Below are 20831 nucleotides of genomic sequence, written 5' to 3' on the forward strand. Positions count from 1 at the left end.
AGCCTAAATAAAAATTAATTAGGGCTAAAACGAACGTATCTAATATAGCCTGTACCGTCAGTTTTTGCCGCCAGCGCTTCAGTTGTCAGCGGAATTTCAAGATCTTTCACATTGTATTTGTGGTCTTCCACAGCACTTTCAAAACGAAGCTTATAGCCGGCATTAATTTTCGACTTATCAATATCGATGACTGAAACACCTCTGTCTCCGCCGGTTAACGAAGCGCCGGTTATTGCACTAATGTTTGCTCGTTTTTTGGAGTTGAATTTATGCCACTCTTTCAAACTGTTGTACCACTTTTTATCAGAACCTAAAACATAAAGCGTTTTTTCGTATTGGCCTTTTGAATCGATTAAAGAAATTACGATATATGCACCTTCACCCATGTAATTCGTCATTTGAATCATGCATTTATACTTTGCCGTTTGAGCACCAGCCTGATTCGGTTTTATAAATGCTATTGCTAATACAAGCAAAGAAATTTTTAAGAAATTAGTCATATTATTTTAAGAAACTGAGTGATACATTGTCTTTTTTAAGTGATTCATTTTCACTTGCAAGGTCGAAGGCACTTTCATCAAAACTAGTTTTCGGGTCTTTTTTAGCCCCAATTGATAGCAAATATTTTAGCATTGAATCATCTTTAGAGATCATTGCTGCTTTATGCAGAGGCGTTATCCCCTCCTTATTTTTAGCATTCACATCGATTGACAAATCCTGCAAACGCTTTACAAGTGCAAGATCTCCTTTAGCTACAGCCAGGTGGTATAAAGTGTTTCCGTTTTGTTGTGGTGTTGTAATGTTGAAGCCCTTTGCTTGTAAAAGCGCTAGCTTCTGCGCAAAATCCTGAGCCCGGGATGGCATGCCAGCGGGGGCGGGACGACCAGTTTCAGGACTATAACCCTGAATCAGATAATAAGCCAGATTATTTCCTTCCTTATCTACTGCCTTAAGATTAGCACCTTTTGCGATAAGTAGGTTGACAATAGCAGCAGAATTACTGTTAACAGCCATTGCGAGTGCTGTTATACCTTTGGCGTTCGCCTGATTTATATTTTTTACTTTAGGTAATATTATTGCTAAGGCGGTGGTATCTCTGTTAGACATCGCAGCATTCATCAACACGGTATTGCCTTCTGCATCAGCTTGATTTACATCAACTCCGGCAGCAATAAAATGTTCAATTAAGGCATTTTGGCCCGCCCTTCTAACAAGCGCATGCAGAACATTCTTTCCATCTTTTGCTAGCGTAGTCGGCTTTATTTTTAAGCTTTCGAGGTATTCAAAAACTTCAATTGGCGCTGCACCCCTGCGAGAACCTTCACTGGCCATCAAAATGGCTCCATTATCAACAGGAACGCCCTTTGCAATTAGCGCTTTTAATACATCAACATTGCCGGCTCTTGCGGCGTAGCCAAAAGCATTGTGGCCTTCAGCGTCGGTGCTTTTTAAATCCAAACCCTTGGAAACAAAATATTCTGTGAGTTTCAAATCCTTATCATTACCAATTCCTAACAACAATAAATTGGCGCCAGCGCCATTTTTTTCAGCCTTTAGGTTCGCACCTTTCGCTGCGAATAAGTCGTATATTTTTGTATTCTGTTGGCCGGCAGATGCCGCAAAACTCAGTGGCGTAGCGCCATGGCTATCTACAAAATTTAAAGCAGAACCTTTAGAAATCAAATAACCCGTTATCTCGTCATTTCCCCGATAAGCAGCCCAATGCAAATAAATACGGCCGTCATGTGTAGGCTTATCTATATTATTTCCTGGTTGGGTTAATAAATATTTTATCGTTTCATTTGGCGCATCGGCATTTATGGCCATAACCACAGGGTCGAAACTAGATTGATTAAACTGAGCAGGATTTGCACCTTTTTCAACCTCGGCTTTTACCGCCTCTACTGTTGGTTTAGTTTGCCAAAATGAAGATTCAAGCAGAACGTTTTTTTGAGCATACACAGAAACCGAGCATAAGAGCGCTATTGATAACAAGATTTTTTTCATTTTTCTGTTTTTGTAATGAGAATGTTTATTCCCCGGATTTGTCGAGTTTCCAAAATTAACAAGAATTAGTCTAAATAAGAACTAATGTCGAATTATTTTTGAAGAATTTTTCAGCTTCGAAAATTTCGTTTAGGATTTGGGTTACCAATATCTATCTCCACATAAAAATAAATATTGTGTCAATCCAATAAACGGCATTTTTCGTACCTATATTAGCAGCGTACAAACTGCAGGGACTTCCCTTCAAATAATGAGTTACATAGCTGCTTAAATGAAATAGTGGTGAAACAAATTTGTTTAACCCGATATTTCAATGAAATTAAAAGCAAAATTTCCCTGCGCAGCAGCGGGTCCGTTTTATTCTGAACTACGAAAAAGAGTAGGCAATCATTTAAAAGAAAACAAGATTTCGCCTAATGCAAATTTAAGCATGTGGGTAAAAACAGCTGTTTTTCTTGTAGCCTACCTTTCCCTTTATCTTATTATTCTTTTAACACCCCTCAGTTTAATCTGGCTCGTTGTTTTAACTATTTTATTGGGCATGACCGCAGCTTTTGTCGGCTTTAACGTATGTCACGATGCAATACATGGTTCTTTTTCTAAATCGAAAAAGGTTAATAGATCGTTGAGCTTTATTTTCAATTTCCTCGGTGCAAACCCATACGTTTGGAATATCACGCATAACGTGGTCCACCACACTTACACCAACATCGCGGGGCACGATGAAGACATAGAGGTTGCTCCAGGCTTAATTAGAATATCCGAATCGGATGAGTTGAAAGGATTTCACCGCTATCAACAATGGTATGCTTTCCCACTTTACGGTATCGCATCCTTATCTTGGGTACTTAGAAAAGATTACAAAAAGTTTTTTCAAGCTTCAGTTGGGGCACACGTTAGCAAGCACCCGACCGTGGAGTATTTCAATCTTTTCTTTTATAAAGCACTTTACTACTTTGTGTTTGTGGCGTTGCCTATTTTGGTTACCGACCTTACCTGGATTCAGGTTATTATCGGCTTCATAATTTTACATCTTGCGCAGGGCTTCACAATGGGGCTTGTTTTTCAACTCGCTCACGTAGTGGAAGGTACCGACTTCCCTATACCAGACGTAAATGGAAATATGCAGGAAGCATGGGCCGAGCATCAAATGAGTACCACTGCTAATTTTGCGACAGATTGCAAGTTCGCCGCATTTTTTCTTGGAGGATTAAACAGGCAAATTGAACACCATCTTTTTCCTAAAATCTGCCATATTCATTATGGCTGGATTTCAAAAATTGTTAAAACGACTGCATTAGAATATGGAATTGCTTATAATGAAAACAGAACGTTCTCACTGGCATTACGTTCGCATTTCCATATGCTTAAAAAGATGGGCAGAAGTTAGTCTCTAAAACACGAGAACTACTCACACGTATTTTATCATAATAATCATACAATGATGTAATAAGTTATCATTATTGAAAAAAAACATAGATTACTTTAGAAAAAGGTAAAATTTTCACGAAAACACGCAGTTATTTGCATCACTGACTGATTAATGGTATATTTACGGTATACAGAAACCACTAAATCAGTAAGTTATGAAGAATTTTTTCTATCTCTTCCTGACGGTTTTGATTTCTACAGTTATAATACTTATAGGTTCAGATTATTATGAACCTGAATTAATTTACAGCACTGTAATTTTAGTTTGGGTATTTTATTTGTGGTACCAATCTTACGCCGTTAAAAGAAAATACAGCGACTAATTCTTCTTTCCCAAAAGAAGACAACTTATCCTTTCCTATTATTAAATGTACAAATAACGATTATTTAAATCTTATATTTGGGTTTACCGTTATTTAGCTTTTTTTTATGAAACAGGGACTTTTAATTGACATGGATGGGGTAATTTATAGTGGGGAGGAATTAATTTTCGGGGCAGATAAATTCATCAATAATCTTTTAAAAAACGATATTCCTTTTGCGTTTATGACGAATAACAGTCAGCGGACAAGCCTGGAAGTTCGGCGAAAGTTAAAGAGTTTAGGTATAAAAGTTGAAGACAAGCACGTTTACACGAGCGCTATGGCTACCGGGAAATTTCTGAGCGACCAGAGTCCGGGTGGCACGGCTTACGTATTAGGAGAAGGCGGCTTGCTTAGTAGCCTGCACGAAAACGGAATAACACTTGTAAACACCGACCCCGAGTTTGTAGTGCTTGGCGAAGGCCGAAATTTCACACTGGAAATGGTTCAACGTGCGGTAGATATGATTTTAGCAGGTGCAAAATTTATCACAACCAACCGCGACCCTTCCCCTAAAAAACCGGGATGGAACAATCTCGGCATTGCCGCCACGACGGCGATGATTGAAGAGGCGACCGGTAGAAGAGCATTTGTAACTGGAAAACCAAGCCCGGTGATGATGCGCTCTGCCCGCAAGTTTTTAGGTTTGGAAACATCTGAAACCACTGTAATTGGCGATACCATGGAAACTGATATTCAGGGTGGCGTGCAAATGGGATACAAAACTATTTTAGTGCTCTCCGGCATCTCGACAAAGGACAGACTGAGCCATTACGCATTTAAGCCCGATTTAATTGCAAGCTCAGTAGATGAAATTGAATTTCCATTAAGCTGGTGGTAAAGAAGATACTAACATTTTTAGTATCATTTCAAAAATCATTGTATTTTTGGCGGGTAATCCACTAAAAGGTTTATCCTATTCTAAAAAATACAAATTGGCCCACGAACATCAGCTCATTCTCGATTTCTTAAAATCTACCAACCAATCAATTTTTCTTACCGGGAAAGCTGGAACTGGTAAAACAACATTACTCAAACACATAAAAGAAACAACAACAAAAAACTACGCCGTGGTTGCGCCAACAGCTGTGGCCGCGATAAATGCGGGCGGCGTAACGCTACACTCTTTTTTTCAGATTCCATTTGGCCCAATTATCCCGAACAATTCTGCAGAGCCGATAAAATATGCTTCAGAAAAAATAAAATTGCTTAAATGCCTTGAATTATTAATTATCGATGAGATTAGTATGGTTAGGGCCGATGTGCTGGATTTTATTGATATGGCACTAAGAAATGTCAAATCATCGCAACTGCCTTTTGGTGGCGTACAAGTATTGATGATTGGCGATTTATATCAACTATCTCCAGTTGCACACGATGCCTGGCATATTTTAAAAGCCCATTACACCAGTCCTTACTTCTTCGATAGTCATGTTATCCAGGCAAACAGGCTTACAACATTTCAGCTCGATAAAGTCTACAGACAATCGGACCCGACTTTTCTCGAAATTTTAAACGGAATCAGAGAAAATAATCTCCCTGAAAACTTATTAAAGGAGCTGAACAAGCGCTATGAAGTAAGTTTGGAACATATTAAAACCGAGGAATACATTACGCTAACTACTCATAATAAGTTGGTTACAGGGATTAATCAGCAATATTTAGAGAAGCTGGATGCCGAACTCCATCAGTTTAGCGCTAAAATTACTGGCGAATTTCCGAAAGATGCTTACCCGGTGGATGAAGTTCTGGAGTTAAAAGTTGGCGCCAGAGTTATGTTTGTTAAGAATGATTCGTCTGGGAAAAAACTTTACTACAATGGCAAATCAGCGCTAATTACCGAGATAACAACCGATGGCATTAAGGTGAAATTTAACGATGAAAATAGCCCGCTAAATGTTGAACGTGAAGAATGGCAAAACATTAAATACAACTTAAACCCCGCCGACAATAAAATTCAGGAGGTAAATACTGGTTCTTTTTCACAATATCCTTTTAAGCTGGCCTGGGCAATAACTGTTCATAAAAGCCAGGGTTTAACTTTCGATAAGGCGATTGTTGATGTTAGCTCGTCATTTACGCATGGGCAGGCTTACGTAGCATTGAGCCGTTGCCGAAGTTTGGAAGGCTTGATTTTAAAATCGCCCATCATCCTAAATAATGTAATTACTGATGAGCGGGTAATTAAATTTACCAGAGCGGCCGTTATTTCCAAGCCAGATGCATTAGCACTGGAAAACGCGATAAAGAATTATGAGTGGACTTTGATTCATGATTTGCTTGATTTTACTGCAATCGAGAAAAACTGGTTGGCGTTAAAAAAATCAAGCTTTGGAAACAACCCAGGGAATGCTGCTTTTCAAGAAATCATTCGCAGTTTGGAATCAGTGATCGAAGGTGAAATAATTAATGTTGCCGGGAAATTTATTAAAAAAGAGTTTGCTAACCTGTCAAAACTGAGAGCGGTAAAAGATGAAGCTGAATTTATGGGGAGATTAATCAAGGCTTCAAACTATTTTATTCCGAGGCTGGAACTGACATTGACAGAGGCAGATAAATTTAATGAGCTTAATATTTATATTGATGAAAAGGCGGAAAAAATACTAAGCAGAATTAGTGTTTTGATAAATGATTTATCCCTGAAATTAACTTTATTTAAGTTGCGATGGGAAGATTTTGACACCTCTGAATTTACAAAAGCCTACCATAAAGCGGGCAGCAGATATGAGCCTGTTCAAACCGGACGAAAACCAAAAATCGTTATCGAACCCAAAGAAATCGCAAATTTGCAGTTGTTTAACAACCTGCTAAAGATAAGAAAAACCATTAGCGAGCAGAGAAATGTTCCCGAACACAACGTTCTTTCTGAACAGGCCATTTTATTAATCGCAGCGAAATTACCTAAAACAACCGATCAGCTTGCTGCAATAAAAGGCGTTGGTATTGGAAATGCAGTTGAAATTGGCAGCGAAATTCTAAAATCAGTTAATGGTTACCTTGGAACGAGCGAGCTTTTTTAAAACAAAAAACCTTTGAACACAATGCTCAAAGGTTTGTAATTATTAGGAAATCAATATGTTTTAGAAAGCATCAAACCACAGCTTTGTTGTTAATAAATCTGCACCCTGACTGGCAACAGCATTTTTATAACTCGTACCGTTTAAAGATTGTTCGGTACCTGGATAAATAAACCTTACTGGGATTTGTCCGTTTAACACTGTATTTGCAGAGGCGTTTAACTGCGGGTAATCTAACCGACGGCGCTCAGCCCATGCTTCTAAACCCTGACCAAAAAGCGCTATCCACTTCTGTTCGCCAATAGATTTTTTATAGTTAGCAGCATCATATTGCACCGACGGTTGCGAAGTATAAGCTGCCGCGGCCACATCAGAAATATTATATTGTTTTAATGATGCTTTGATGGCTTGCTGATACAAATCTTCCGGGTTTTCTGTTGTAAATCCTCTTGCCGCTGCCTCTGCCCTATCAAAAAGTAATTCCGAATAGCTAAAAATTACAGCAGGCGCTTGTGGGGTTAAGAAGTATGCTCCAGGTTTTGATGTCTTCGCGAAACCTAAGATACTTGCTTCGGAGTTTGTTAAGCCATTCGGCACGCCGACATAGTCTTCGGGCGTGGCCGTTTGAGTTTTACTCGCATAAACGGGAAGCCTTGGATCGCTAAGTGCAAATAATTTATCTACAATTGTTTTACTTATGCGATAATCATCTCTGGTTTCAAACAAGGCACTAACTGGATTTTGTTGTGGTGAAGTTAAATAATTCAATTGTGCGTTGTCTGTATTATCACTGATAAACAAATCCCCGTCTGCCTTAATTTCATCTAAAACCGATTTTGCTTTTGCGGGCTCCTTGTCGGCAATCCTCAACGCAATGCGAAGTCGTAATGAGTTAGCAAATTTTTTCCACCTGGTGATATTTCCATTGTAGATAACATCGCCGCCAACAGCTTTTCCTGCAGGATCTAAAACATTTTTTGCGTTTTTTAAATCGTCCAGCAAACCGAAGTACACATCTTTTTGCTTATCATATGCGGGCGTTATAAACTGGCTTATTTTTCCGGCTTGCGAGTATGGTACATCCCCGTAAGCATCTGTTAATAACAAAAACACCCACGAACGCAAAACAAGCGCAACACCTTTATAATTAGGGTTTGCCTGTGCATCGCCCAACTCGATTATTTTGTTAAAAGCAGTAATGCTTTGCGAGTAACCGGTAGACCAGAGGGAAGTAAAACTGCTGTTTGAAAATATAAAGCGATCTTCTTCCGTATATTGAATTTTAGACCAATGCTGAACAAACAGCAGGCTCGAATTCATGGTATTTGCCGTGCTCCAGTAAGCATCTGCGGTATTTTTTATTGCGCCAGTTAAGAGATAATCGGGCTGGGCATTTTCAGTTGCATTTGGGTTGATGTTCACTTCGTCCAACTCCTTACTACAAGATGAAATGGCAAAAGCGAAAATCGCCAATATATAAATTTTATAGTTTTTCATTTTCTTAAGAGTTAAAATTTAATGTTTAGGTTAAGTCCGTAACTGCGTGTGGTTGGGTTAGAAAGGCTTTCCAAGCCTTGGCCATTACCTGTGTTAAACGCTACTTCAGGGTCTATATCCTCAACATTTTTATGGATAATCCAAAGGTTTCGGCCGACAAGTGATACCGAAACGCCTTGCAGATTTAAAGGCTTTAACCATTTTGTTGGCAGGTTGTAACTCAGTTTTACCTCACGAAGTTTTACATAAGATGCATCGAAAATATTCGCTTCATCTATCGTTCTAAACGATTTATAATACTGTTGTGCAGGCAGTATTTTTTCATTTTTCTTACCATCAGCGCTCACGCCATCAAAAATAATCCCGTCGTCGTAAACGGTTACGCCCGCCGGCGCAGTTCCCGTAACCCGAACGGTTCCGTTTGCTTTAACATTGCCAGGGTAATAGTAGGAAATGCCACCATATTCTGCGGCCCTTCCCGGCAAGGTAGAGGCCAAAACGCCCGTATATGTTCCGGTAGCATATGTTCCGTTGTAAATTGACCCTCCAAAACTGGCATCAACCAAAACACCTAAGCTGAAAGCCTTGTAGCTAAAAGTATTGTAAATCCCACCAATCCAGTCGGGCGTATATTTTCCCAAAACCCTTTTGGTTGGATCGGTTTGTGGTGCTCCGGTTGCATTTACAACGATATTTCCATTCGCATCTCTTAAAAAAGCGTTTCCATAAAGTGTTCCATAGGGTTGGCCAACAGCCGCGATAACCTGTGCCGAGTTAGAGGCAATTACATAATTCTGTAACAATCCGGCTGCATCCAACTCAACAACTTTACTCCGGTTTGCGGCATAATTTACATCGATATCCCATGTAAATTGCTTTTTAACGGGTGTTAGCCCCAACTGAACCTCAATCCCTTTGTTGTTAATTTTACCTGCATTTAAAAGTTTAGAACGGAACCCGGTTGCAGGACTAACATCAACACTTAAAATCTGGTCATAGCTATTTGTGTTATATAAACTCAAATCTAATCGTACTCTTTTCTTGAAAAACACAGCTTCGGCGCCGAGTTCGGTTGAGGTTGTTGTTTCGGGTTTGAGGTCTGGATTTAAATCTGTCGCAGAAGTTGTAAGTTGAGGACTTGAACCAAACGGTGCGCCAAAAACGTAGGTATTTACCGAGCGGTAAGGGTCGGCATCTTTACCAACCTTAGACCAGCCACCGCGAATTTTCGCATAATCTAAAAATGCGCCCTTAATATCGAAAGCCTCCGTAAGCACCAGACTTCCGTTAAAAGAAGGATAAAAGTAAGAACGGTTTTGAGCGGCCAATGTAGACGACCAATCGTTACGGGCGGTTATGTTTGCGAAAAGGTAGTTTCTAAATCCAACCTGTGCTGAGGCGTAAGCGCTATATGACTTTAGTTTGCTATAATTATTCGACGAGATTAAGGGATCGCGGGAGTTGCTGAGCGAATACAAACCAGCAACAGCCAATCTTGGTGCGCTCTGGTCGTTTTGCTCTATGTATCGCGAGCGAATGTTACTTCCCAGCAAGCCTTCCAAAGAAAAATCAGAATTTAACTGCTTGTTTAAATTTAATGTGGCATCCGTATTGTTCTCGTTTACGGTGAAACCATTTTCTGTATAGGAACCAAATGGCGTTCCGTTTGTACCATAAGCAACTCTAATTTTGCGCCTGTCGTTATAATAATCGGTACCTGAACGAAAATTAAATTCCAGTCCGTCGATAATTTTATAGTTTAAACCAAGACTCCCAATTAATCGGTTTCTAGCTTGCGAAACCGTATTTTCATATGCAACCCAATACGGATTGCTGTAGTAACTATTGTTCCAGTTAAAAGTATTACCATTTTCATCAAGGTAATTTTTTAGTTGATTGATGTCTACCTGCCGGCCAAACCAGGTAAACTGCAACATAGTACTCGTAGATCTGGAGCCACCGGTTCCCGGAAGGTTATCGGCAGAAAGTTTGCTGTAATTGGCATTTGCCGTAATACTTAATTTTGGTGTTAACTTTAAGGTCGTATTTAATGAGAAGTTGTTTTTCCCCTGACCGGAATTTGGAATTACACCAACCTGTTTAAGGTTATTATACGAAAGGCGATAATCGAATTTTTCGGAAGCATCAGCTATCGCGATGCCATTATTTAGTGCATATCCGGTTTCAAAAAAATCTCTAACGTTATCAGGATGCGCCTCGAATGGCACTGCAACGCCTTTAGAAAAAAACTGGGGAATTAACTGTCCGTTAAGTTTTGGCCCCCAACTTTCGTCAACGCCGTCATTTACGCCTCCCCCCTTTCCATCAACATAGCTAAACTTACCTTCGGATCCCTGGCCAAATGCATTTTGATAATTTGGCAACGTTGCAATTGTTTCAATTACAGCGTTTGAGTTAAGTGTAATTCCAATTCCCTTTTTCGATTTTCCGGTTTTGGTCTTTATCAAGATAACACCTGCAGCGGCCCTTGAGCCATAAAGTGCTGCAGCATTAGGTCCTTTTAACACACTTATCGACTCGATGTTGTCGGCGTTTATATCCGAAATCGCATTTGCATAATCTCTGGCACCGCCTGAATTTAGCTGGGAATTATCAACCGGAACACCATCAACAACGAACAGTGGCTGGTTATTCCCCGAAATTGAAGTTTCACCACGAATGACTACTCTTGAGGAACCCATATCGCCCTGACTGTTTGTTACCCGCACACCAGCAACTTTTCCTGCGAGGGCGTTAACTAAATTTGATTCTTTTGCTTCTGCTAAATCCTGGCCTTTCAATTCCTGAACGGCATAACCTAATGATTTTTTTTGCCTGGAAATACCAAGCGCAGTTACCACAACTTCATCAAGTGCATTCTCACTGGCTTGAAGTGTTATGGAGAGTTGACCAGCATTCTTATTTACCTGTACCTCTTGGGTTTGGAAGCCAATGTAGGAGAAAACTAAAGTATTTTTATCGGCTGCGCTGATGGAGAAATTTCCCTTCGCATCAGTAGCAACTACAGCCTTGGTTTCTTTAACCAAAACAGATACACCAGGAATACTTCCACCATCGGCCGACCTAACGGTTCCGGTTACATTTGAATTTTGAGCCAGAAGCCTTTGTGATAAAAAGAGCAGCAGTATTGTAATAGGGAGTTTAAATTTTTTAAACATAAAAGTTAATTAATGATTGATTAAAAAGAGTAAAAATTGGGCAAAGCAATTCCACGGTGGTTAAAACCTCCTTTTTTAAATGTTGAAAACATAAGATTTGGATGCCTCTTAGAAGCCTGAAAACACTTAAATATTTACAGGCATACACATTCGGAAAAACCGGCAGTGCATAAAATAACGTGAATGGTTAAGATTTTTTTCGTTTGTTTTTTCCATGTGATTGATTTTTTGTGAAAACAACTTATCAAAAAAGCTTCTCGAAAGAAAGCACTTCGTAAATCAGATCGCTCCACATAAATCGTAGAAAAAGCATTATACTGACTTAACTACCCGGCTAAATTGCCGGATGGAATTAGCACCATTTCTATTTTACCAGACGGTTGCTAAGGCTTCAAAGGGCCATTCCCTCCACCTTTCTTGATAAGTAATTTTAAAATAACTTCGGCAAAGATATAACTAATTATATTTACTCTATAGTTTTTATAGATTTTTTTATAAATATTTTTTCTTTGAAAAATACATGGGTATATTTGTCGACCGATTTAGTAGATTAAGTTACCCCAAATGAAAAAAAAGATATTATATATTGCTTTAGCAATTGCCACAGTAAATTTCTCAGCCGTGTATGCTCAAACAAGTTTGGCATCGAGCGAAACAAAAACCAATAGAAAAAATAGTAAACAACCAGCAGCCTTTGCCGCAGAAGGTAACTGGCGGGGCGTGTTTAAAATAAAAGAAGGTTTAGAAATACCTTTCAATTTTGAAATTACGGAGCAAGCTGGTGTGAAAAAAATGTTTTTCCGCAATGCCGAAGAGCGTTTTGAAGGCGGAACGGTAATAGAGAACGGAGATTCAATTTTTGTTAAGTTGGATCAGTTTGATAATGAGCTTGCTTTAGGTATAGAAAACAACAAGCTGAGTGGAATTTTGAGAAAACAAAACGGTTCTGCCCGGGCTACACCGGTTTTTGTAGAAAAGAAAAACTACCGTTTCGATACAAATGGAAAGCCCGCAGCAGCAGATTTTTCTGGCAGTTACGACGTTGTTTTTAAATCTCCGGATGGAAAAGAAGAAAAAACCGTTGGTCTGTTTAAACAAACTGGAAATAAGCTAACCGGAACATTTTTAAGAATAACCGGCGATTCTCGCTATCTGGAAGGTGTTGTAGAAGGAAATGATTTTCAGTTATCAAGTTTTATTGGCTCCTCGCCTTCTTATTACAAGGGAACATTTAATCAAAACGGAACGCTAAACGGCGAGATTTTAGGTTTGAGAGGTTCACAGCCTTTTACAGGAATCAAAAATAAGGATGCAGCGCTTCCGGATGCTTACACACTTACCTACCTAAAAGATGGTTATAAAACGCTCGATTTTTCTTTGCCAGATGTGAATGGAAAGAAAATTTCCTTAAAAGACGAGAAATACAAAAACAAGGTTGTTGTACTAACCATTACAGGCAGCTGGTGCCCGAATTGTATCGACGAAGCTGGTTTTATTGCACCATGGTATAAAGAAAATAAGAAGCGTGGCGTTGAGGTAATTGCTTTACACTATGAAAGACAGACTGATGCGGACTATGTAAAAAAGGCACTTACCAATTTCAGAAATAGGTTTGGCATCGAGTATGATCAGGTTATTGCTGGCAAGGCCGATAAGCAGGCCGTGGCAGAATCATTACCGGCTCTGAATTCTTTCTTATCGTTCCCTACAACAATTATTATTGATAAAGCCGGAAATGTTGCGCAAATACATACCGGTTATAACGGACCAGCAACTGGAAAATATTACGATGAGTTTGTTAAAGAGTTTAACGAGGAAATAAATAGCCTGTTGGCAAAATAAAAATAGTGTTCACAAAGCAAAGGCATTTCAATTTGAAATGCCTTTGCTTTGTATTTATAACTTAAAAATATCCTCGTGAAATTAACCGTCAAACGTTTCTTTGCAAGCCATGCCTCGTCATTTTAATGATGTCTCGGCTTGGTCGAAAAATGACGGTTCAAGTTTAATCTAATTTAAATTTTAGGCAAGATGATGATGTAAATCCTCGATTTTTTCACAGCCAACCTGGTCCATTACCTGCTTCAGTTGCGTTTTTAAAATGCCAATGGTGTGGCTGCCACCATCGTTTCCTAAAGCGCCAACGCCGTACATAAAGGTACGGCCAAGAAACGTAAAATCGGCACCTGCTGCAATCGTTCGGGCAACATCCGGACCAGAACGAATTCCGCTATCCATCATTACTGTTAATTTATCTCTAAATTTAGGTGCTATCTGTGTAAGTGGTTTAATCGCCGATTGACCAGCATCGAGTTGTCTACCTCCATGATTGGAAACAATAATTCCATCTAATCCTAGCTGTACAGCCATCTGCGCATCTTCCTCTGTGGCAACCCCTTTTAAAACTAATTTACCTTTCCATTTATCTCGAATTGTAGAAATTCTTTCTGCATTTAACCTGCCCGAAAAAGTTTTGTTCATATAAAGCCCTAGCTGTTTCATGTTCAAACCTTTTGGCATGTATGGCTTCATTGTTTCGAACGCGGGTTGTCCGTGAAAGAGCGTTCGTAACGCCCACTCAGGTCGGCCACAGATTTGCAGCATATTTCTAAGCGACATTTTCGGCGGCATAGCCAATCCGTTCCTGATGTCGCGGGGCCGAAAACCAAAACTTGGAACATCGCAAAGAATAACAAGTACCTTACAACCCGAGGCTTCTGCCCTATCAATAATATCGTCTTTAATTACACTTTCTGCAGGATGATACAACTGGTACCAGGCATTTCCTTGTGTAATTTCCATAATGCGCTCGATAGAGGAAGTGCTAACCGTGCTTAAGATGAATGGAATGTTGTGTTCAAAAGCAGCTTTTGCTAAAATTTCTGGTGCATTAGGCCAAATTAGTCCTTGCAAACCAACCGGCGCAATACCGAATGGCGCATCGTAAGTATGCCCGAAAAGGTTAGTCTTTAAAGAGGTTTCTTTAAAGTCTCTGATGTAAAATGGCAGTAATTCCAAAGCCCTGATGTCATCCGTATTGCGAAATAAGTTAACATCCTCGTTGCAACCGCCATCGAGGTATTCGAAAGCAAATCTTGGGATTTTAGATTTAGCTTTGTTTCTCAAATCATCAATCGATGGATAATTAGCATTATATTTCCAGCTCATTTGTGTTTATTTTAGAATTGCATACTGCGTTGTATCGCAGAATAATATTTTAATTGAATAATATCGCTTGGGGGCGGGTTTTTATTCCAGGAATCGTGAATAGATAAGGCCGTTCCGATTGCTGTTGCCTGAGAAACCGAAGAAGCATAAACCTCGATATCAGGAATTGACGTGGCCAGAAGGTGCATATAAATTGCATTTTTACCAAAACCACCATCCACAAAAATTCTTTTAACGCCGTGATTAAGAACAAGTTTCAGAGAATATATCTGCTGCTTCACCAAATCGAAAATCAACTGATGATAAGCTTCCTCGGCTGTTTGAAATGTATTGAGATCTCTTTCTACAAAAGCCGATTGCTCTGAAAATTCTGTCTGCGGAGTTTGATTTTCAGGGATTTTGTTTGCCAGCCGCAATATCATCCCCGGATTAAACTGCAAATGTTTAAACAAATAAGCAGCTCGGTCAAAGTGTTCGGCGATGCGTTTTAATTGTATTTCGTGTTCATAACCGGCAAAAATTCTCGATGCTTTTACCGCTTTTCCTTTAAAATGCATGTAACAAAGGCAATCCTGTTTCAGTTCTTTTTCAGTTAAAACTTCCTGATTGAAGGGGTTTAAACTTATGCACCAGGTTCCGGTAGAGAGCAAAATAAACGGGACGGAAAAATTTGCCAGATATGGTATCAAAGCTGCCGAACTATCGTGCAAACCAACTCCAACCTGAAAATCGCGGTCCGCATATTTCGCATCCATTACCGCATCAGCAGGCGTATAAATTCCAAATTTTGCTGTCAATCCTTCATCCTCAACCCATTTGTGATACTCGTTTTTGCCAAAATCCCAAAGCTGGGTATGGCAACCAATACTGGTGATATCTGCTACTGCTTTTCCGGTGATGAGAAAGCTTAAATATTGCGGCAAGTGCAAAGCAAACTTAACCTTCCCAAAAATTTCGGGTTTTTCTTTCTTCAGCCGATACAATTGCATTCCCGAATTTAAACTGCCTAAAATCGGAGAAGCAGTTTCTAACGAAATCTTCGCTTCGCCTCCATATTTGGAATAAAATTCGGTTTTTAAATCTTCAGGATAAGCTTTTAGATAGTTGTAAAGTGGTGTTAAAGGCATGCCATCTTCATCAAGATAAACGAAACTGGCGCCGTAGGTTGAAAAACTTATGGCTTTTACCTCATATTCCTTCAACTGCATAACCTGATTTAAAGAGTCGAAAACAGACGACCGGAGACTTTCAAGATTTTCGCAAGCTTCGCCATCTTCATCTTTAGTTTCAACGAAACGAGCCGAACGCTCATACACGATGTTATAATTTTCATCGATCAGAAACAGTTTTTTGTTTGTTTTTCCTACATCAAATATCGCGGCTACGGCTTTTGGCATTTTTCCTCCCTAATTATAAACCAGTTGCAACTGTATCCAAGCCACGGGCTTTAACCAAATTGTGGCGAACATCAAGCTCGCGATATAAATTAATCGGCGATAAAGCGGCATTCGCTCTTAACCTTGCCTCGGCAACCAATGCCCGCAAATCGCTACGAAATGTATTCTGTAAAATTTCCTGAGCTTTGGCAACATCATTATTCTCCTGCGCAGCATTTAGTGCTTTTCTATCAACCAACAATGCCTGGGCATAAGCAATCATAATCGCTTCTACAGATTGCAGTAAATCTTCCAATGGGTCTTTAACATTGTGTGAAGCGTCTATCATCCAGCCCAAATCTTTCGCATGGTTCATTCCTTTCGCGTCCATGCCTTCAACCAATTCATTAAAAATCAAGAAAAGTTGATAAGGTTTAATGCTTCCTGCCGTTAGGTCATCATCTCCATATTTAGAATCGTTGAAGTGGAAACCACCAAGCTTGCCTTCCATTAAAAGCAACGCCACGATTTGTTCAATGTTTGCATTTGGTAAGTGGTGACCTAAATCTACCAAAGTGGAGGCCTTTTTTCCAAGTTTAGATGCGTAGAGGAGCGATTGCCCCCAATCGCCCACAGTGGTTGAATAAAAATTTGGTTCGAAAGCCTTATATTCTACAAACATTTTCCAATCTTCTGGCAATGCCGAATAAATTTCCTGCAAACTTTCCAAGGTGTTTTCAAAAGCCTTACGAAAATTGAGTTGACCTGGGAAGCAGGAACCATCAGCGAGCCAAACCGTTAATGCATCAGAACCTAAAGCAACGCCCTGTTTAATTACTTCAATATTGTGCTCTATGGCTTGCCTTCTTATTTCTCTATTTACGTTCTGTAGTGAACCGAATTTGTAACTGTGTGGGCTTCCCGACTGGTCTTGAAAAGTATTAGAGTTCATGGCATCGAATTTTAGGCCGTAGCCTGATGCCAGTTTTTTCAGAGACTCCGCATTTTGCGGAATATCCCAGGGAATGTGTAAGGAGATTGCGCCACTTGCGCCATTTAAGGCGTGAAGCAATCCAACATCTTCAATTTTTTCTTCAATGGTTCTGGGCTCACCGCCGGTTATTGCAAAACGACCAAAGCGGGTTCCTCCGGTGCCCAAAGCCCAACTTGGGATGGCAATCTGAAAATCGACAAGTTTTTGAATAACATTTTCTAAATCAACGTGAGACCATTCTTCTTTCAAAAAACTAAGCTTACGCTGATGAGAAGTTAGATGGGCGTCGTTATGTTGCTCTATTTGATGCTGCTCGATATTCATGAATGTATTTGGTTTAGCAGCCTGTAAAAACAGGCTGAGGTTAGGTAATATATATTTTTTTCGTGAAAAAGACACTCAGCTTTAAAGTTATTTCGGCCCGCAATGAGCTACGGGCCTTCGCGAAACAACTTACTAAAACTATCTTAATTAACGTACAAATGCCATGGCTACGCCGCCATCAACGTTTAAAACATTGCCGGTAGATTTTTGCAGCAAGCCACCAACAAAGGCAAAACATGCGTTGGCTATATCATCAGGCAGAATAATTTGATTTAATAGCGTTCGTTTTGCATAATAGGCCGGTAACTCGGCAACCGTAACACCGTATGCTTTAGCACGACCTTCGGCCCAGCCACCAGCCCAAATGTTGCTATCGCTAATTACAGCATCCGGGTTTACCACATTAACACGGATATTATCTGCGCCTAATTCTGCAGCATTTAATCTGCTTAGATGCAGCTGCGCTGCTTTTGCACTGCCATAACCTGCGTTATTTGGCCCGCTTACCAGCGCATTTTTACTTACAATATTAATGATATCGCCGCCAATACCTTGCTTTTGCATTGTACTTGTTGCAGCCTGCGTTATAAAGAACTGACCCTTAACCAAAACATCATACAACAAATCCCAATCTTGTTCGGTATGGTCGCCAATTGTTTTCGAAATTGATAAACCTGCGTTGTTAACTACAATATCAATACCTCCAAAAGCCAAAGCAGCATCATCAAAAGCAGCATTAATATCATCCTGACTGCTTACATTCAACACTACGGTGCTGTAAGAGTCTTTGCCAAATTGAGCATCGAATTCCTGTGCGGCAGCGTCTAAACGTTCTGCATTCATATCATTCAAAATGACAACGCCACCTTCGGCAACAAATTTTTTGGCAATTGCTTTACCAATTCCACCTGCGCTACCTGTAATTAATGCGATTTTTCCTGTTAATGGCTTTGGTTTAGGCATGCGCTGAAGTTTTGCTTCCTCTAACAACCAATATTCTATGTTAAATGCTTCCTGATGCGGTAACGATGTATACTCAGAAATTGCCTCTGCACCTTTCATAACGTTAATTGCATTAATGTAGAATTCTGCAGCAACTCTGGCCGTTTGTTTATCTTTAGAAAAGGTAAACATACCGATACCAGGATATAGAATTACAACCGGATTGGTATCACGTATTGCAGGACTGTTAGCGTGTTTGCAAGTTTCGTAGTAATCGGTATACATTGTCCGGTAAGCTTCAAAAGCAGGCGTCAAAGTTTCTTTCAGGGTTTGCGTATCCGACAAATCCGCATCTGCTGCTAAATTCAAAACCAGCGGACTTATTTTAGTACGCAAAAAATGGTCAGGACAACTTGTACCCATTGGCGCTAAACGATTCAAATCGTTTGAGTTGATGAACTCCAAAACCCGTACATCATCAGTAAAATGACCAATCATGTGCTGTTTTGAAGAACATAGACCACGAAGCACCGGCGCCAGGGTTGCAGCTTGCATGCTCCGCTTTGCAGCGTCAGCGCTTTCAATGCTTTGTCCGCCAAAAACCGGTCCCTTTTTTCCGTAGTTCTGCGCAAGATAATCCGAGCAGATTTCGATAACTTCTAATGTATTGATGTAACTTTCGTAGGCAGTATTTCCCCAGGTGAACAAACCGTGAGAACCAAGCATTATTCCGCGGATACCGGGATTTTCATCGAGGCATTTTTTCAGGGTTAAACCCAATTCGAAGCCCGGCTTTTTCCAATCGACCCAACCAATCGTTCCGCCGAAAAGTTCTTCGGTTATTCTTTTACCATCCTTTGCGGCTGCAATAGCTATCGCTGCATCAGGATGCAGGTGATCGATATGTGCAAAAGGCAAAAATCCATGTAGTGGCGTATCAATTGACGGTGCTTTGGAACTTAAATCAAAAATGCAGTGATTAAAAAGTTCAACCATTTCATCTTCGTAGGCCAATCCGCGGTAAATATTTTTCAAGCTCCGTAATCTATCCACGTAAAGGGCTGCAAGACCACTTTTTTTCAATGTTCCCAAATCGCCACCAGAACCTTTCACCCACATTACCTCAGTTTCTGAACCAGTTAGCGGGTCGTTTTCCATCAACTTACACGATGTATTACCACCACCATAATTGGTTAAACGCAAATCTGCGCCAAGCAAATTTGAGCGGTAAATTAATAATGCAACTTCATCTCCGGCTAACTTTGCAGCCTCTTCTTCATCCCATAAGTAGCTTACGTACTTATAATTTGTTTCTTTAACAGACATCTATACTAATGTTTAATTTTATTTTATTGAATTACCGTAGCCAACAATTAATACCGATACGATGATGGTTAAAATACCGACCAAAACGGTAGTGAGCGTTTTCTTTGATACCCCTTTCCACTCTTTCAAAACCAGTCCCCAAACATTTGCGATAAGAATTATAAAAGCCATATGCAGTATCCACGAACTGGCACCATTGCCCATTTTGCTTTCGCCCATACCGTAAAAAAAGAACTGCAAAAACCAGGTTGTGCCGGCGAGTGCCGAAAAAATGTAGTTTTTAAGCAAGGGTGTGGTCGATTTGGTGTAATCGCCAAAAGTTTTGTTCCGGGCATTTAAAACCATACACCAGATAAAATTTGTGGTTAAGCCACCCCAAAGAACAACTACGTAGGTTACATTATTCTGGAAAAGAAAGTTTCCTGTTTCCGAGGGATTCGCAGCCTTCCATATTGCGTTTGCAGCATCTGCCATTGGTTTTCCTGCTTCGATACCGAAATTGAAACAAGCACTTAGAACGCCTGATACGATACCTACAAATAAGCCCAAACCAAATTTAAACTCAGTTTTTACCTCCATACCATGAGGGTCGGTAACACTGCCTTTCAGCTCTCTTTCTTTCATCATTCCCGCCTTACCACAAATCACAATGCCTATAACGCAAACTAATAGCCCCAGCAAAACCATTCTACCCCAGCCTGTTTCGATGAACATGCTGAAAGTGTCTTTGCCCGCCTGAGGAAAAAAATCAAAATAAATAGATGGCAAGATAGAGCCAAGTACCATGCAGAGGCCTAAAATAATGCTGCTCCCTAATGAAACGCCAAGGTAGCGAACGCCCAAACCATAAGTTAACCCGCCGATACCCCACAAAATACCAAAGAAATAAGTGAGCATTAAAATACTTCCACTGGTACTCGAAATAATAGCTGTAAAATTTGGAATTGTTAGGAATGCGGCCAGTGGAGGAACAATTAACCAAGAGAAAATGCCGCCAACAATCCAATAGCTTTCCCAGGCCCAGCCCTTAACTTTCTTAAAAGGAATGTAAAAACTTCCGGAAGCAAAGCCGCCGATAAAATGAAAGATTACCCCTAAAATCGCTTGCATACTATGGTTTTATATTTGGTTTTCGAATGTATAAATTGAAATAATCTTAACTGTTATGTACTGTCATGCTATTACGAAATGCCTTTTACTATATTTGA

Annotated in this window: 14 protein-coding genes and 1 riboswitch; of the genes, 5 read left to right on the forward strand and 9 right to left on the reverse strand. The window is 40.0% G+C overall.

Annotation, left to right across the window (positions count from 1 at the left end; all coding sequences use genetic code 11):
- Nucleotides 1–14: 14 nt before the first annotated feature.
- Both ASG14_RS10565 and ASG14_RS10570 read right to left on the reverse strand, forming a co-directional pair.
- Nucleotides 15–500, reverse strand: coding sequence for a DUF2271 domain-containing protein (locus ASG14_RS10565; RefSeq protein ID WP_056871044.1), 486 nt, complete (start codon nucleotides 498–500; stop codon nucleotides 15–17).
- A 1-nt stretch (nucleotide 501) separates the two neighbouring features.
- Nucleotides 502–2007 (reverse strand): ankyrin repeat domain-containing protein, encoded by a 1506-nt coding sequence (locus tag ASG14_RS10570; protein ID WP_056871045.1) that lies wholly within the window; start codon nucleotides 2005–2007, stop codon nucleotides 502–504.
- 313 nt (nucleotides 2008–2320) lie between these two features.
- Here ASG14_RS10570 and ASG14_RS10575 point away from each other — a divergent pair, with 313 nt between their 5' ends.
- From ASG14_RS10575 to ASG14_RS10585, 4 genes are all read left to right on the forward strand, one after another.
- On the forward strand, nucleotides 2321–3397 hold the full coding sequence (locus ASG14_RS10575) for an acyl-CoA desaturase (protein ID WP_056871046.1): 1077 nt from the start codon (nucleotides 2321–2323) through the stop codon (nucleotides 3395–3397).
- Nucleotides 3398–3593: 196 nt separating this feature from the next.
- Nucleotides 3594–3761: a hypothetical protein gene (locus ASG14_RS20265; RefSeq protein WP_157274903.1), complete on the forward strand. Its 168-nt coding sequence runs from the start codon at nucleotides 3594–3596 to the stop codon at nucleotides 3759–3761.
- A gap of 106 nt (nucleotides 3762–3867) precedes the next feature.
- On the forward strand, nucleotides 3868–4641 hold the full coding sequence (locus ASG14_RS10580; RefSeq protein WP_056871047.1) for an HAD-IIA family hydrolase: 774 nt from the start codon (nucleotides 3868–3870) through the stop codon (nucleotides 4639–4641).
- Nucleotides 4642–4687: 46 nt separating this feature from the next.
- Nucleotides 4688–6820, forward strand: a complete 2133-nt coding sequence (locus ASG14_RS10585) for an AAA family ATPase (RefSeq protein ID WP_056871048.1) — start codon at nucleotides 4688–4690, stop codon at nucleotides 6818–6820.
- 60 nt (nucleotides 6821–6880) lie between these two features.
- Here the strand turns inward: ASG14_RS10585 and ASG14_RS10590 are convergent, their stop codons facing one another.
- On the reverse strand, nucleotides 6881–8314 hold the full coding sequence (locus ASG14_RS10590) for a SusD/RagB family nutrient-binding outer membrane lipoprotein (protein WP_056871049.1): 1434 nt from the start codon (nucleotides 8312–8314) through the stop codon (nucleotides 6881–6883).
- An 11-nt stretch (nucleotides 8315–8325) separates the two neighbouring features.
- Nucleotides 8326–11493, reverse strand: a complete 3168-nt coding sequence (locus tag ASG14_RS10595; RefSeq protein ID WP_056871050.1) for a SusC/RagA family TonB-linked outer membrane protein — start codon at nucleotides 11491–11493, stop codon at nucleotides 8326–8328.
- A 319-nt stretch (nucleotides 11494–11812) separates the two neighbouring features.
- Nucleotides 11813–11920, reverse strand: a riboswitch (SAM riboswitch).
- 137 nt (nucleotides 11921–12057) lie between these two features.
- On the opposite strand from ASG14_RS10595, the gene ASG14_RS10600 reads away from it, so the two are divergent.
- Nucleotides 12058–13335 (forward strand): peroxiredoxin, encoded by a 1278-nt coding sequence (locus tag ASG14_RS10600; protein ID WP_056871051.1) that lies wholly within the window; start codon nucleotides 12058–12060, stop codon nucleotides 13333–13335.
- 180 nt (nucleotides 13336–13515) lie between these two features.
- Here ASG14_RS10600 and ASG14_RS10605 read toward each other — a convergent pair whose 3' ends face one another.
- From ASG14_RS10605 to rhaT, 5 genes are all read right to left on the reverse strand, one after another.
- The gene (locus ASG14_RS10605; protein WP_056871052.1) at nucleotides 13516–14661 is read right to left on the reverse strand and encodes an alpha-hydroxy acid oxidase; all 1146 of its coding nucleotides are present in this window, start codon (nucleotides 14659–14661) and stop codon (nucleotides 13516–13518) included.
- Nucleotides 14662–14672: 11 nt separating this feature from the next.
- Complete coding sequence (locus tag ASG14_RS10610; protein ID WP_056871053.1) at nucleotides 14673–16058, reverse strand: FGGY-family carbohydrate kinase; 1386 nt, start codon at nucleotides 16056–16058, stop codon at nucleotides 14673–14675.
- Between the two features lie 13 nt (nucleotides 16059–16071).
- Nucleotides 16072–17355 (reverse strand): TIM barrel protein, encoded by a 1284-nt coding sequence (locus ASG14_RS10615; RefSeq protein ID WP_056871054.1) that lies wholly within the window; start codon nucleotides 17353–17355, stop codon nucleotides 16072–16074.
- A gap of 147 nt (nucleotides 17356–17502) precedes the next feature.
- A complete protein-coding gene (locus ASG14_RS10620; protein WP_056871055.1) occupies nucleotides 17503–19623 on the reverse strand; it encodes a bifunctional rhamnulose-1-phosphate aldolase/short-chain dehydrogenase in 2121 nt (706 codons plus the stop codon).
- 18 nt (nucleotides 19624–19641) lie between these two features.
- On the reverse strand, nucleotides 19642–20733 hold the full coding sequence (gene rhaT, locus ASG14_RS10625) for an L-rhamnose/proton symporter RhaT (RefSeq protein ID WP_056871056.1): 1092 nt from the start codon (nucleotides 20731–20733) through the stop codon (nucleotides 19642–19644).
- Between the last annotated feature and the right edge of the window lie 98 nt (nucleotides 20734–20831).

This window comes from Pedobacter sp. Leaf194, assembly GCF_001423945.1.
GTDB lineage: Bacteria > Bacteroidota > Bacteroidia > Sphingobacteriales > Sphingobacteriaceae > Pedobacter.